Source organism: Collimonas sp. OK307 (genome assembly GCF_900113705.1).
GTDB lineage: Bacteria > Pseudomonadota > Gammaproteobacteria > Burkholderiales > Burkholderiaceae_D > Collimonas.
This window is the reverse complement of record NZ_FOQI01000001.1, coordinates 750,154-763,646: the sequence shown is the minus strand read 5'-3', so window position 1 is coordinate 763,646 and position 13,493 is coordinate 750,154. Positions and strand designations below refer to the sequence as shown.

Genomic DNA, 13,493 nt, shown 5'->3' with positions numbered 1-13,493 from the left:
AGGCCATGACAAAGTTCATCATGGCCATCATTTGCAATATGCCGCTCGGTTGATCACTTGATCAGGTGATGCGGCGAATGCTTTCGGCGATCTCTTCATGATCGAATACCTTTAGCCAGTCGTCGCGCATCAGGCGCGGCTTGCCGAACTGAATCGCCTTGTTGCAGGCATCCGAGAAAGCACCGGGGATTTCGTTGAAAATCACCGCGCCGAGAATGTTCATGTGCCCTAGGAGGAAGTCGCGTGCAGCTTCCTTCGGCACACCGCGGCGGACAGTTTCATCCATCGCCTCGCGCATCACGTACAGCAAAGTAGCGCAGACCGTTTCCGACAGGCCCGGCTCCAGCAGCGCCATCTGCTCCACCGTCAGGCGATAGGAGCGCAAGATCGGCGCATAAATCACCTTGGCAATGTCCTCGCCAAGGTCAAAGGCCGAGTCCGGGCCCTGCATCAGGGCACTGGTGATTGACTGTTTGGCAGCGCCGCCGCCGAAGAAATCGCGGCGCGCTTCTTTGGTTTCTTCGTCGTTGTAGATCGGCGGGTGGCAAGGGTGGGCCACAAAGTAGACCAGGTCTGGACGTTCAGGCAGATGACCGGCGAAAGGAGCAGCGGCATCCAGCGTCATGACCATGGTGCCTGGCTGCAGTTTCGGCGCTATTTCAGCGGCGATCTTGCCGATCATCGTATCCGGCACGGCCAGGATCACAACGTCGACGTTATCCAGCGCAGCATCGGTGCCCATGCATTCCACTCCCAGCTCATCTTTGAGCCGCTGTTGTCCGACCCGGCTCACTTCGACGTGCGCCACACGGTAGTCTGATTTCTGCAAATTCTTTGCCAGACGCACACCCATTTTGCCGCCGGCGCCAAATAACGCGATTTTTTCTTTCATGATCTTTCTCCATTTAAACCAGTTAAAACGATGCTTTCATCACTTGCACAAGTATTTCAGTCGGCAATGACCTTGCCTCTCATGTCGGCCGACAAGGCGCTCTCCTGCCGGGTGCCGGCGCCGATGGCAAAGATCACCAGCGACGACAGCAACATCAGTCCGCCGACCACGAACATCGGGACTTGATAGGAACCAGTCGCGTCTTTGATCGCGCCGGTGACAAACGGCGCGATGAAGCCGGCGGCGTTGCCGACCGTGTTGATCAGTGCAATGCCTGCCGCAGCGGCAGCGCCGGACAGGAACCGCGCCGGAATCGACCAGAAAGTCGGCAACGCAGAGAAGATGGCGCAAGCCGTAATCGTGATCACGGCAACCGTCGCTGCCGGTGTGCTCATATAGAGCGCCAGCGGAATACTGACGGCGCCCAGCAAGGCAGGAATACCGACGTGCCAGCTGCGTGCGCCACGGCGGGTGGCGTCACGGCTCCACAGGAACAGCGCGACCGCGGCTGGCAAATAAGGGATGGCAGTGATCAGGCCTTTTTGCAGCACGTTGAATTTGGTGCCGAACTGGCTTTCAAAACCGCCGATGATCGTCGGCAGGAAAAAAGCCAGCGCATACAGGCCGTAAATCAGTCCGAAGTAGACCAGCGCCAGCAGCCAGACGCGGCCGTTGGTGAGTGCCTTCTTCACGTCCGAGACGTGGCTGGTACGCTTGGTACGCGCCTCGGCAGCCAGTGCTGTCGTGAGCCAGGTACGCTCGGCTTCACTGAGCCATTTGGCGTCGGCCGGCTTGTCGGCCAGGTAGAACCAGGCGATGACGCCGACCGCGATCGCAGGTAAAGCGACGCCGGCAAACATGACACGCCAGCCTTCCAGGCCGAATGTACCGTGTGCTTCGATCAGCATCCCGGCAACCGGCGCGCCGATGACGATAGTCAGCGGCTGCGCAAGATAGAACAACGCCAGGATATGGCTGCGATGCTTGGCTGGCACCCACATGCTCAGAAACAGGATCGCGCCCGGGAAGAAACCTGCTTCCGCCACGCCCAGCAGGAATCGTAATGTGTACAAACCTTCGACGCTGCTGACCCAGGTAAACAGCAGCGCGACGATGCCCCAGGTCACCATGATCCGGGCCAGCCAGCGCCGGGCGCCATATTTATGCAGTGCGAGATTACTGGGGATTTCCAGCAAGACGTAACCGATGAAAAACACGCCTGCGGCAAAACCGAACTGTGCCGCGGTAAGGCCGAGATCCTTGCTCATGCCGTTCGGCCCGGCAAAGGAAATAGCGGTTCGATCCAGGAAATTGATAAAAAACATTAGTGCGACGAAAGGTACGAGTCGAAACGCTACCTTCCTGATAGCCGATTTTTCAACGGCGCTAACTGCGGTCTCCATACTGTCTCCTGAGTTGATTGAACAAGGCTGTTGCCATGTCAACAATAAACATCATTTCGCCGGGGGGCTTTAAGAAGCTCTTCTGACGGTTCGGTTTTTGAATCCAGTACGCGAGCCCACGTCAATTCGTGGAAAACGCAACTGGTATAATCACTATACCACTTGATTTTAAAAATAGTCCACAAAAACGATTTATTCGCGAAGCCGATTAAAAGTTGTATTTTGGAAATAATTTGACGAGGCAGCCATCCCGGCTGAATGTCGCAAGAACATGCAATGGATGAGCAAAAAGCGGGGTAGGGGCTGGACTTGAAATAGAGACTTGCAGATTAATCGCCAAGCCTGAAGGGGTGATTTTTCAAATTACAAAAAAACCGTGGTTGCCGTTAGCTGTCGTCGGGCGAAGTGCCTGATGATCGGCGCACGATTCGGACAATTGTTCCAATTTGCATCAACTCGCTGTTTGAAATTGAAACACTTCCATATCTCCTCCGGCTATATGTGAGGCATCAATCAAATACTAGCGGCTGGCTCCTATGCCGAAATGTTTGGCATGCATATTGCGTCATATGAATCGTGGAATTCATGGACACCATCGCATCCCGATCAACCATTTCCGATAGGTACCTGCATTATGAAGAATAACTACTTTCAACATGTCTTCGTGACGTCGTCATTTGCCGGCCTTGCTAAACGAATGGCCGTGGCCGGGGCATTGTCTGCGCTATTGATGCCGTGTACGTCGGGCGCGCTGCCGTTTGCCTATGTCCCGAATGAGAAATCGGGCACGATTTCGATCATTGATTGTGCCAGCGACAGCGTCGTAGGACAAATCAAGGCCGGCACCAAACCGCGCGGCGTGGCGATCAGCAGCGATGGCAATACCTTGTACGTCAGTGACCAGCCGGCTAGCGCCTTGCTGGTTATCGATCTGAAAAAAAGAGAGCAGATCGGCTCGATTTCCTTGGGCGAGTCGCCCGAGGGCGTCGATATTTCGCGTGCAGGGGATTGGGTTGCCGCGGTCAGTGAAATCACGAACTCGGTCAGTTTCATTTCCACCGCCACAAACAAAAAAGTGTTCAGCGTCAAGACCGAGGGCAAGAATCCGGAGCACGCGACCTTTAGTCCGGACGGAAAATGGCTATATGTCAGTGCTGAAGAGGCAGATTCAGTGGATATCGTCGATGTAGCGAGACGCCGGCAAGTCGCATCGGTCAAGCTTGGGTTGCGCCCGCGTGGCGTCGCTTTTAGCCCGGACGGCAGCCAGGCTTACATCGCGGCGGAAATGGCCAGTATGGTGTACGCGGTCGATGTGGCTACGCAAAAGGTGGTGGCGGAAATCAAGCCGGGCAATTTTTCGAACGGGGTAACGATGTCGCCAGATGGCGGCCGCGTCTATATTTCGAACGGGAAGGATGGCACGGTGTCGGTGATTGACGCAAAGAGTAATACGGTCATTGCAACCATTCCGGTCGGGAAGCGTCCATGGAACATGGCGATTACGCCTGACGGCAAGAAGCTGTATGTAGCCAATGGCCGCTCCAATTCAGTGTCTGTCATCGATACGGCAAGCAATACCGTCAGCAAGGAAATAGCGGTCGGAGAGTTGCCGTGGGGGGTGGCAATCAGATGAGCGCGCTGCCTGTCACCGTTGATAAAGCGCGTTATACGTTGCCGGCGATCGGTTTGCACTGGGTAATTGCCTTGCTGATCATCGGTATGCTGTGCCTTGGCTATTACATGGTGGATATTCCAAAGGGTATTCCCGGCAGGGCTGCGTATTTTAATTTGCACAAATCCTTGGGTGTGCTCGCCGGTGCGTTGATTTTGCTGCGGCTGGGGTGGCGCCTTGCACACCGGCCGCCGCCACTGCCGAGAGGTACTTCGCGTCCTATGGCAAGGGCAGCGCAATGGAGTCATGGCTTGCTCTATTTTTGCATGTTGCTACAGCCGGCGACTGGCTATCTGTCATCTTCTTTCAATAAATATGGCATCAAGGTTTTCGGCGTGGCGTTGCCGAACTTGGCTTGGGAAGACAAGCATTTGCGCGAGTTTTTCATGACCTATCATCAGTTGATCGCTATCCCATTTATCGCGCTGATCGCGATTCATGTGCTGGCCGCATGCAAACATGTGCTGATCGACCGCGACCGGATATTCGGCCGCATGCTTCCCTGATCGGTAGTGGCGGCGCGGCGTTTACGCCGGAGTTGTACGCAAGCCTGGCGTCATCCAGGTCTTTCCTCGTTTATCGACCAGCAAGACATCGACATTATCGAGCTGTGCGGCGATGGACATTGCCTTAGCTGAGCCCATGACAAACAGCGCCGTCGACAATCCATCTGCCTGCAGTCCTGTCGGCGCGGCGACGGTGACGCTTGCCAGTTCCAACGGGGAATCGCCGGTGGCCGGATCGAAGATGTGGTTGTGGACGAAATCCGGAGTAAATATCGTTTCGTAATCGCCCGAAGTCGCTACGCTGCGACCGTCCATTTTCAGCACCGCGGTTAACACATCGTCGCGCCGGGGATCTTGCACACCGACCATCCAGTCGTGAGAAGGTGCTTTATTCCCGGAAGAGATGAATTCGCCGGTATCTAGCAGCGCATGCCTGATTCCTCGCTGTCGCACTGCTGCGAGTGCGAGATCGACAGCATAACCTTGCGCCACGCCATTCAAGGTGATGGACATTCCCGGTTTGTGCAGGCGCACTTCGTGCCGGTCGATGCTTAGATTCCGCCAGTTGACGAGTGCCTTGGCGCTTCTTATTGCGGCGGGCGACGGCAAGGTGTTCATTGCAGCGGCCTTGGTGAATTGCAGCCAAAGCGGTTGCACCGTGATGTCGAAGGCGCCGCCGCTCAATGTCGACAGACGCACGGTTTCCTGCAGCACGCGTAACAGATGCGGATCGGGCTGGCATAGCCTGCCGTCTCGATTTAACTGGAACACCTGGCTGGATTCGCTGTAGATACTCATCAACGCATCTATTTTCTTTGCTTCGTGAAATCCATCCTGGATCGCCAGCTCTGCTTGTCGTTGATTGTCATGCAGAACCTGTATGGCGATGGTCGTGCCGAATGCCAGATCGGCGCCGGTATAGAGTCGCATTCCCGGTTGCGCCTCCCAGCCCCGCACTATCGTGCCTGCCTGTGGAGGTGGCTGGAGAAGGCCCCAACCGGCGACGCCTGTCAAGGCGCTGCCCAAGGCAGCTGAAATCAAGGTGCGTCGTTGCATGATGAATCCTTAACTCTTAAATCCTTTAATCGGTGACCGGCAATGGCAACGCTTGCACCGGAATAAATCTGGCCCTTTTCTTTTCCAGGATGAGCGGTGCGCATTTTTCATCGCTTGCATAAATGACGACGCAATCCATGCACTGAAAACATTCCTGGTAGTCGATTTTTCCGGTGGCTTCTATTGCCTGGTAATCGCACCGGTGACGGCAGGTCTGGCAGGGTTTGCCACATTCCTTGCGCCGAGGTATCCAGTCGAGCATCCTGAAACGTCCGAGCACGGCCAGGCCTGCGCCGAAAGGGCAGAGATATCGACAAAAGAACTTGTAGACGAAGGTGCTGGCAAGCAGTAGACCTACGGCGTAAGCGACATAAGGCCATGAACGCACGAAATTGAGGGTAATCGCGGTTTTGAACGGTTCGATTTCTATCAAAGCGTCGGTAATATTGCTTGAGAAAAAGCTGCTGGCCACTATGCCGGCAAGGACGACGTATTTGACGCGTTTCAGCCGTGCATCAGTTTTCGCTTTGATTTTTAGTTGCGGGATCTTCAGGGCGCGCGCCAACTTGCCGGTAAATTCCTGCAGTGCGCCGAATGGACACAGCCAGCCGCAAAATGTGCCACGCCCCCATACAACTAAAGAAACGGCAACGAATCCCCATAACAGGACCGTCATCGGGTCGTATAGGAAAAAATTGAGATTGCGTCCGGCAAGCAATGCTTGAATCAAGCCGGTGATATTAACGATCGACAATTGCCCCTGCGCGTACCAGCCGACAAAAAATAGTGTAAACAACAAAAAAACACGTCTGAACCAGATGAAACGCTTGTCGTTTCCGGTCAAGGATTCTTGCCTGCTCAAGGCGACGGCCAGCACAGCAAGGGCAACGACCAATGCGGCAAGTTCGTGCCAGCGGCTTTTCCAGATGCCAACCCAGGACTTGTTGTCGCCTTCTGCCTCGGTATAAAAGCGGGATGGCAACCGGGTGCTGAACGAGAAATCCTTTGTGAATCGCTCCGGATAGATGATGCCCTTGCTGCGGGTGACCGGCAGCGAAAAATCGAGGGGGCGAGATGGATCCAATCCTGACTGACTCATGATACGGAACACTTTCATCGACACTGGATGCGGCAATGCGGCACTGTCTTTTAGTGACAGGTCAAGATTCAAGTCGCGTATTTCAATCGGCAATTTGTCTTGCTTTAACACCAGGCGCTCCGGAACCGAACCGGGAACAAAGTCTTCGCCGACGATATCGTAGCGTCCTTGCGACAAGATCAGAATAGCGTGGTCACCCGGTTCCAGGCGGGCCTCTAGCTTCTTCCAGCTTGCCGGATTCAAAAGATTGCGGCCAATGCCTGGAATGGAAACATAGGCCAGGTACAGATCGACGAAGAGCGCATCTGGTTGCTGCATTGCTGCGGGATCAAGCTCGGCTCCAGGCGTGCCGGAGAATTGTTTTTCGATGTCTTTGTTGCGCAGTACCACGTGCTTGATCAATCTCTGGTCGATCAAGTCCTTGACGCTATGTGGTTCAAACAAGTCCGTTTTGATTCGAGCGATCAGGTCCGGATCCCGGCCTTCAGCGAAACCGAGCTTCTTGCGCGCCACCTTCAAGGCCGAGGCGAGCACGCTCTGATTGATGATGCGCACCGATGCCGTGGCCTTGGTGACGCCATCCAGATAAGCGTTTGCAGCCGAAACCTTGCTGTCGTGCGCTCCGATCTTGATGTTCTGGTTTAACGACAATCCCTTGTATTGACTCACAAACTGAAACATCGGGGCTTCACCTAGCCCATCGAGAAACACCGGCTCGTGATGGGAGATGACTCCGACTTCCAGAAAATTACCCTTGGGATCGAGTGCGATCAGCAGATTGATCGGTATCCCTGAGAACCCGGGAATGGGTGCCAGGTCGATGGATTCGAATACATAGCCAACCAGTTCGTTGGCGGTGGCATTTTGTTTGAAGATCGGCCAAATCGGTATGCCCGGGTCCTTTTCACCGACGATCATTGGTGGTGGAAAGCGTTTGACCAGCTCGTCGTGCGTCATGACGCCTGCCTGGCTGACTGATGGCCAACAGGATGCCATAAGCATCAAGATTAACATCAAGATTCCAGGAATCCAGCTACGCATGCATGACCTTGATTGATTGGGACAGGTGCTAAATGCGAGCAACTAACGTGCCATCGGTCGCCCTGGCTGCCAAGCGGCGCTTTGCCCGGAGGGACAAGTCGAGCGATCAAAATTTGAACAGGTTGTTGCACAAGTGATCCTAATTTACACAGGCAATGTGCTATGCGATCGCCCCCGATCGCTACCGCCTGAGATCTTTGCGGATCTAGTTCCGCGCCGTCAGACGGATGAAATCAGGGGGCAAAAAACACGGTATTTCATTCCTGAGTACGACGTCTTTCCGGTGGCAGCGGCGAGCGCCGTTGCGACCAGAAAAACCCGACATGGCAACGCGAGAACCTCACAGGCATGCAATTTGCCCATTGGCTGTTGCATCCACATGTTGATGCGTAGAAAAAATCAACTATACAAAGGAGATCTCGGTGGGAAAAATACTGAATAAATCGCTATGCACGTTCATGGTGTTCGGCGCCGCAGCCGCAGCTGGTACGGCGCAGGCACAATCGTCGGTGACTATCTACGGTGTGGTCGATGCAGGAATTGTAGCTGTCAATAAGCAGAAAACGTCGTCTGGCGGTACCGGAAGCGTTTTCGCACTCAGCTCGGGTGGTGTCAGTCCTAGTATCTTTGGATTCAAGGGTTCAGAAGACCTGGGCGGGGGATTGAAGGCCAATTTCGATCTTGAAGGCCATTTCTTTTCGAATTCCGGTGCAGGCAATCAATGGGGCGGTTTGTTCGGTCGCCAAGCCAATGTCGGTCTTTCCAACAGCTACGGCACAGTAACATTGGGTAAGCAATATTCACCTGCGGTGCTGGCATTTGCCGCCACCGATCCGCGTGGCTTGAAAGAGACTTTTTCCGGTTTGATTTCATGGGCGCTAACGCAGAATCCCTTGAATGCCGGTACCGCAATTGCCCCCGCCAATTCGAATGCGGTGATTGATGTTTTTGTCGCAAATGCGATCAGCCTCAGTACAAAAATTGCCGATGTCAATTTGAGCGGTTCGTACAGTCTGGGTGAAGTTGCCGGTAATAACTCGGCGAACAGTGTCATTGCGCTGGGTGCAACGTATACCGGCCCGGTCACGCTGTCGGCCGCCTATCAATCCGATCGGGGGCAACCAGCCGGCCTGATCGGCGGCAGCGGCATACAAACCAGGAAATACAGCGTCGGTGCAGCGTACTCGATAGGCGATGCAACGTTGACAGCAAACTACCTGAACAACAAGAACAGCGATCCCGCATCGGGTTCCAGCCTGGCGCAATACCGTGTTTATGGCGCGGGTTTGAATTATCGGACATCGCCAAGCAACACTGCGACGCTGGCTTATTACTACTCCACCAACAAGATCGGCGTCAGCGATACTTCCAGGACATGGATACTCAGCGATGACTATGCATTGTCCAAGCGTACCACCCTTTACGCGCTGGTCTCGGGCGTCAATGCCGGGAACGGCTACACCTCCGGCGCGGCCTTTGGCGTTGCCAACGACAACGCTTTTCTCGCCAGCGCAGGAAAAACAACCACCGCTGTGCAACTGGGTATCAAACATTCATTTTGATATGCCGGCGCTATCTCGAATTGGTGTTTCCCGATCTTGATAGCAGAGGGCGCAGCCGGAAAATTAACTATTCCGGCTGCGCTTGTCATAAGTTCCGGAGCAACACGTTTAAACAATTTGGAACAGTCGATTCAGCGAGTGTTCAAAAATATGACAGTTTCAACCTGGTCAGTCGGAGTGTTCATTTTGCAGCTGTCGGGTTCTTATCCTTTAACCGGCGCTTTCCCTCTGTGGCATGGCAATTTTAGCGGCTGGCATGGCGATTGCTGAGTAGTAGCTGTCGGAGACGCACATTCCGAAAATTTTGATTCATCAACGACACACGATTCGACCATACATTAACCGGAGGAAGACATGAATCTCGCAGACATTAGTAAACTCGGTGTCAAGAACCCATTCAAGAAACGTTACGATAATTTCATCGGCGGTAAGTTCGTGCCGCCGGTCAATGGCGCTTATTTTGAAAACGTGACACCGGTGACGGGTCAGGTATTTTGTGAAATAGCCCGTTCCTCGGCAGAAGATGTCGAACTGGCGCTGGATGCCGCGCATGCTGCCAAGACCAGCTGGGGCAAGACCTCACCTGCCGAGCGCGCAAATATTCTCAACAAGATTGCCGACCGCATGGAAGCCAATCTGGAAACCCTGGCAATCGCCGAAACCATAGACAATGGCAAGCCGATCCGTGAAACGACGGCAGCGGATATCCCGCTGGCAATCGATCACTTCCGCTACTTTGCCGGTTGCATCCGGGCTCAGGAAGGCTCGGTAGCCACGATTGACGACCAGACCTACGCTTACCATTTCCATGAACCTCTGGGCGTGGTCGGCCAGATTATTCCGTGGAATTTCCCGATCCTGATGGCGGTATGGAAGCTGGCCCCGGCACTGGCTGCAGGTAACTGTGTCGTACTGAAACCGGCCGAGCAAACGCCGGCGTCGATTCTTGTTTTGGCCGAGCTGATCGCAGATCTGTTGCCGCCAGGTGTGTTGAATATCGTCAACGGCTTCGGTCTGGAGGCAGGCAAGCCACTCGCTTCTAGCAAGCGCATAGCCAAGATTGCCTTCACCGGGGAAACCGGCACCGGCCGCCTGATCATGCAGTATGCGTCGCAAAACATTATTCCGGTGACACTGGAACTTGGCGGAAAATCGCCAAACATTTTCTTTGCCGATGTGATGGATCAAGACGACGCATTCTTCGATAAGTGCCTCGAAGGTTTTGCCATGTTCGCGCTGAACCAAGGGGAAGTGTGTACTTGTCCGTCGCGCGTCCTGATCCAGGAATCGATCTACGACCGTTTCATCGAACGCGCAATCAAGCGTGTCGCCGCGATCAAGCAGGGTAACCCGCTCGAGAGTACGACAATGATCGGCGCCCAGGCATCGCAAGAGCAGCTGGAAAAAATCCTGTCTTACATGGACATAGGCAAACAAGAAGGTGCGCAAGTCCTGATTGGCGGCGAACGTAACAACCTGACCGGCGATTTCGGCGGCGGTTACTACGTGCAGCCTACGATCTTCAAGGGCCACAACAAGATGCGCATCTTCCAGGAAGAAATTTTCGGCCCGGTAGTGTCTGTAACGACCTTCAAGGATGAAGAAGACGCGCTGGAAATCGCCAACGATACCTTGTACGGCCTGGGCGCTGGTTTGTGGACACGTGACGGTTCGCGCGCATTCCGTATGGGACGCGGGATTCAAGCCGGCCGGGTATGGACCAATTGCTATCACCTGTATCCGGCGCATGCGGCTTTCGGCGGTTACAAGCAATCCGGCATTGGACGTGAAAACCACAAGATGATGCTTGATCACTACCAGCAAACCAAAAATCTTCTGGTCAGCTATAACCCCAACGCGATGGGCTTCTTTTAAGGGCGAATAGCGTTGGTGCGATGCGCCCGCCTGACCCAAGGGCGCGTCGCAAATCCGAGTGAGCCGAGTGAGCCGAGTGAGGAAAACATGACACAGCCAACCGTTCATCGTGTGGTTGCGACCGCTGCTGCCGAAGAATTCATCAGGCTGTTGAGCGAGCAACACGGACCATTGATGTTCTTCCAGTCAGGAGGATGCTGCGATGGCAGTTCACCCATGTGCTACGCGTTGGGTGAATTCAGTATCAGCGCTACCGATGTGCTGCTCGGAGCGCTGTGCGGCCAACCCTTCTACATGGGAGCGGAGCAGTTCGAATATTGGAAGCACACCCAACTCATCATCGATGTCGTGGCCGGAATGGGAGGAATGTTTTCGCTGGATAACGGATCCGGGAAACGATTCCTGACACGTTCGAGATTATTTTCCGATGAAGAATACATGCAGCTCATATAGGAAGCAGCACCTCCCGGGGTGGATGCCATAAGTCAGTAGTGAACTAGTGTTTTAAAAAAAACAGGAGGATGACATGAAGAGAAATCTGATAGCAGCATTGGTTGGGATGATGGCGTGCAGTTCGTTTTCTGCCCACGCGCTGGGTGTTACCGATGCAATGATTGCCAATGACGCCAAGGCACCGAACAACGTCTTGTCTTGGGGCATGGGCACGCAGGGACAACGCTTTTCGCCATTGACGCAAATTAATACGCAGACTGTGAACAAGCTGGTTCCTGCCTGGTCTTTTTCATTTGGAGGAGAGAAGCAGCGCGGGCAGGAATCGCAACCGTTGATCTATAACGGCAAGATGTTCGTCACAGGCTCGTATTCCCGCATCTACGCGATCGACCTGAAAACCGGCGCCAAACTGTGGAAATACGAGCACCGTCTGCCAGACGGCATCATGCCTTGTTGCGACGTGGTCAACCGCGGCGCAGCGCTGTACGATAACCTGGTCATTTTCGGTACGCTGGACGCACAGCTGGTCGCACTCGATCAGGATACCGGCAAGATCGTCTGGAAAGAAAAAGTGGACGACTATGCTGCGGGATATTCGATGTCCGCAGCGCCGCTGATTGCCAACGGGCTGCTGCTGACAGGCGTGTCCGGCGGTGAATTCGGTGTGGTAGGCCGCGTCGAGGCGCGCAATCCCAAGACCGGCCAGCTGGTATGGAGCCGCCCGATGATCGAAGGTCACATGGGTTACAAGTACGACAAGGACGGCAAAGCCACGGAAAACGGCGTTACCGGTACGGTCAACAAGTCATGGCCTGGCGATTTGTGGAAAACCGGCGGCGGCGCTACATGGCTGGGTGGAACCTATGACCCGACAACCAAACTGGCTTATTTCGGCACAGGTAATCCTGCACCATGGAATAGCCATCTGCGTCCTGGTGACAATCTGTATTCTGCATCGACAGTGGCCCTGGATGTCGACACCGGAAAAATCAAATGGAGTTACCAGACTACGCCGCATGACGGCTGGGATTACGACGGCGTCAATGAGTTCGTTACCTTCGACATGGATGGCAAGCGGATGGGCGGCAAAGCCGATCGCAACGGTTTCTTCTATGTGATCGACGCCAAGGACGGCAAGTTGGAAAACGCTTTCCCGTTCGTTAAGAAAATCACCTGGGCATCCGGTATCGATTTGAAGACTGGCCGGCCCAACTATCTTGAAAGCGGCCGTCCCGGCGACCCTACCAAGGGTGAAGAAGGCAAGAAGGGAGCGACCGTGTTTGCCGCACCGGCTTTCCTCGGCGCCAAAAATCAAATGCCGATGGCTTACAGCCCGCAAACCAAGCTGTTCTATGTGCCAGCTAATGAGTGGGGCATGGATATCTGGAATGAACCGGTCACCTACAAGAAAGGCGGAGCGTTTCTCGGCGCGGGTTTCACGATTCATCCGCTTAACGAAGATTACATCGGCGCCATGCGTGCCATCGATCCGAAGACTGGCAAGATCGTCTGGGAAGTCAAGAACAGCGCGCCGTTATGGGGTGGCGTCATGACAACTGCGGGCGGCCTGGTATTTTACGGAACGCCTGAAGGATTCCTGAAGGCGGTCGATGCCAAGACCGGTAAGGAACTCTGGAAATTCCAGACCGGTTCGGGCGTTGTGGCGCCGCCGGTCACCTGGAAAGATGGCGATACCCAGTATATCGCGGTGACCTCCGGATGGGGTGGCGCCGTGCCGTTGTGGGGTGGTGAAGTGGCGAAAAAGGTCAACTTCCTGGAACAGGGCGGCTCGGTATGGGTATTCAAGCTTTCTTCAAAATAATGACGGCTGCCCTTCAGACTGTTGCGGCATAGCGTCGGCTCCTCCGCTCCTCCCTGGGCAGTTTTGGCTGACGACTGCGGTCGTCAGCTTTTTTTTGCCTGTCGCCATGGCG

The 13,493-nt window shown here is 54.6% G+C and carries 10 protein-coding genes; 6 read left to right on the top strand and 4 right to left on the bottom strand.

Annotation, left to right across the window (positions count from 1 at the left end):
• Nucleotides 1–61: 61 nt before the first annotated feature.
• Both BM205_RS03420 and BM205_RS03415 read right to left on the bottom strand, forming a co-directional pair.
• Entirely contained in the window at nt 62–892 is an 831-nt protein-coding gene (locus tag BM205_RS03420) for a phosphogluconate dehydrogenase C-terminal domain-containing protein (protein WP_092412490.1), read from the bottom strand.
• 56 nt (nt 893–948) lie between these two features.
• Complete coding sequence (locus BM205_RS03415; RefSeq protein ID WP_092412488.1) at nt 949–2,295, bottom strand: MFS transporter; 1,347 nt, start codon at nt 2,293–2,295, stop codon at nt 949–951.
• Nucleotides 2,296–2,929: 634 nt separating this feature from the next.
• On the opposite strand from BM205_RS03415, the gene BM205_RS03410 reads away from it, so the two are divergent.
• Together BM205_RS03410 and BM205_RS03405 are read left to right on the top strand one after the other, a co-directional pair.
• A complete protein-coding gene (locus BM205_RS03410; protein WP_254783712.1) occupies nt 2,930–3,928 on the top strand; it encodes a beta-propeller fold lactonase family protein in 999 nt (332 codons plus the stop codon).
• Entirely contained in the window at nt 3,925–4,473 is a 549-nt protein-coding gene (locus BM205_RS03405; protein ID WP_092412486.1) for a cytochrome b, read from the top strand. The genes BM205_RS03410 and BM205_RS03405 overlap by 4 nt, the downstream gene beginning before the upstream one ends.
• A 21-nt stretch (nt 4,474–4,494) precedes the next feature.
• Here the strand turns inward: BM205_RS03405 and BM205_RS03400 are convergent, their stop codons facing one another.
• Together BM205_RS03400 and BM205_RS03395 are read right to left on the bottom strand one after the other, a co-directional pair.
• Nucleotides 4,495–5,529, bottom strand: coding sequence for an FAD:protein FMN transferase (locus BM205_RS03400; RefSeq protein WP_092412484.1), 1,035 nt, complete (start codon nt 5,527–5,529; stop codon nt 4,495–4,497).
• A 25-nt stretch (nt 5,530–5,554) separates the two neighbouring features.
• Nucleotides 5,555–7,585 carry a 4Fe-4S binding protein gene (locus BM205_RS03395; protein WP_254783711.1) on the bottom strand — a complete coding sequence of 677 codons (2,031 nt, stop codon included), beginning with the start codon at nt 7,583–7,585 and terminating at the stop codon, nt 5,555–5,557.
• Nucleotides 7,586–8,091: 506 nt separating this feature from the next.
• Between BM205_RS03395 and BM205_RS03390 the strand changes: the two genes are divergently transcribed.
• The 4 genes from BM205_RS03390 (at nt 8,092) to BM205_RS03375 (ending at nt 13,381) form a co-directional block, all read left to right on the top strand.
• On the top strand, nt 8,092–9,231 hold the full coding sequence (locus BM205_RS03390) for a porin (RefSeq protein WP_092412480.1): 1,140 nt from the start codon (nt 8,092–8,094) through the stop codon (nt 9,229–9,231).
• A 354-nt stretch (nt 9,232–9,585) separates the two neighbouring features.
• Nucleotides 9,586–11,106, top strand: coding sequence for an aldehyde dehydrogenase (gene adh / locus BM205_RS03385; RefSeq protein ID WP_092412478.1), 1,521 nt, complete (start codon nt 9,586–9,588; stop codon nt 11,104–11,106).
• A gap of 87 nt (nt 11,107–11,193) precedes the next feature.
• Nucleotides 11,194–11,559: a DUF779 domain-containing protein gene (locus BM205_RS03380; RefSeq protein ID WP_092412476.1), complete on the top strand. Its 366-nt coding sequence runs from the start codon at nt 11,194–11,196 to the stop codon at nt 11,557–11,559.
• A gap of 106 nt (nt 11,560–11,665) precedes the next feature.
• Nucleotides 11,666–13,381: a PQQ-dependent methanol/ethanol family dehydrogenase gene (locus BM205_RS03375; RefSeq protein ID WP_371326451.1), complete on the top strand. Its 1,716-nt coding sequence runs from the start codon at nt 11,666–11,668 to the stop codon at nt 13,379–13,381.
• The last annotated feature ends 112 nt before the right edge of the window (nt 13,382–13,493 follow it).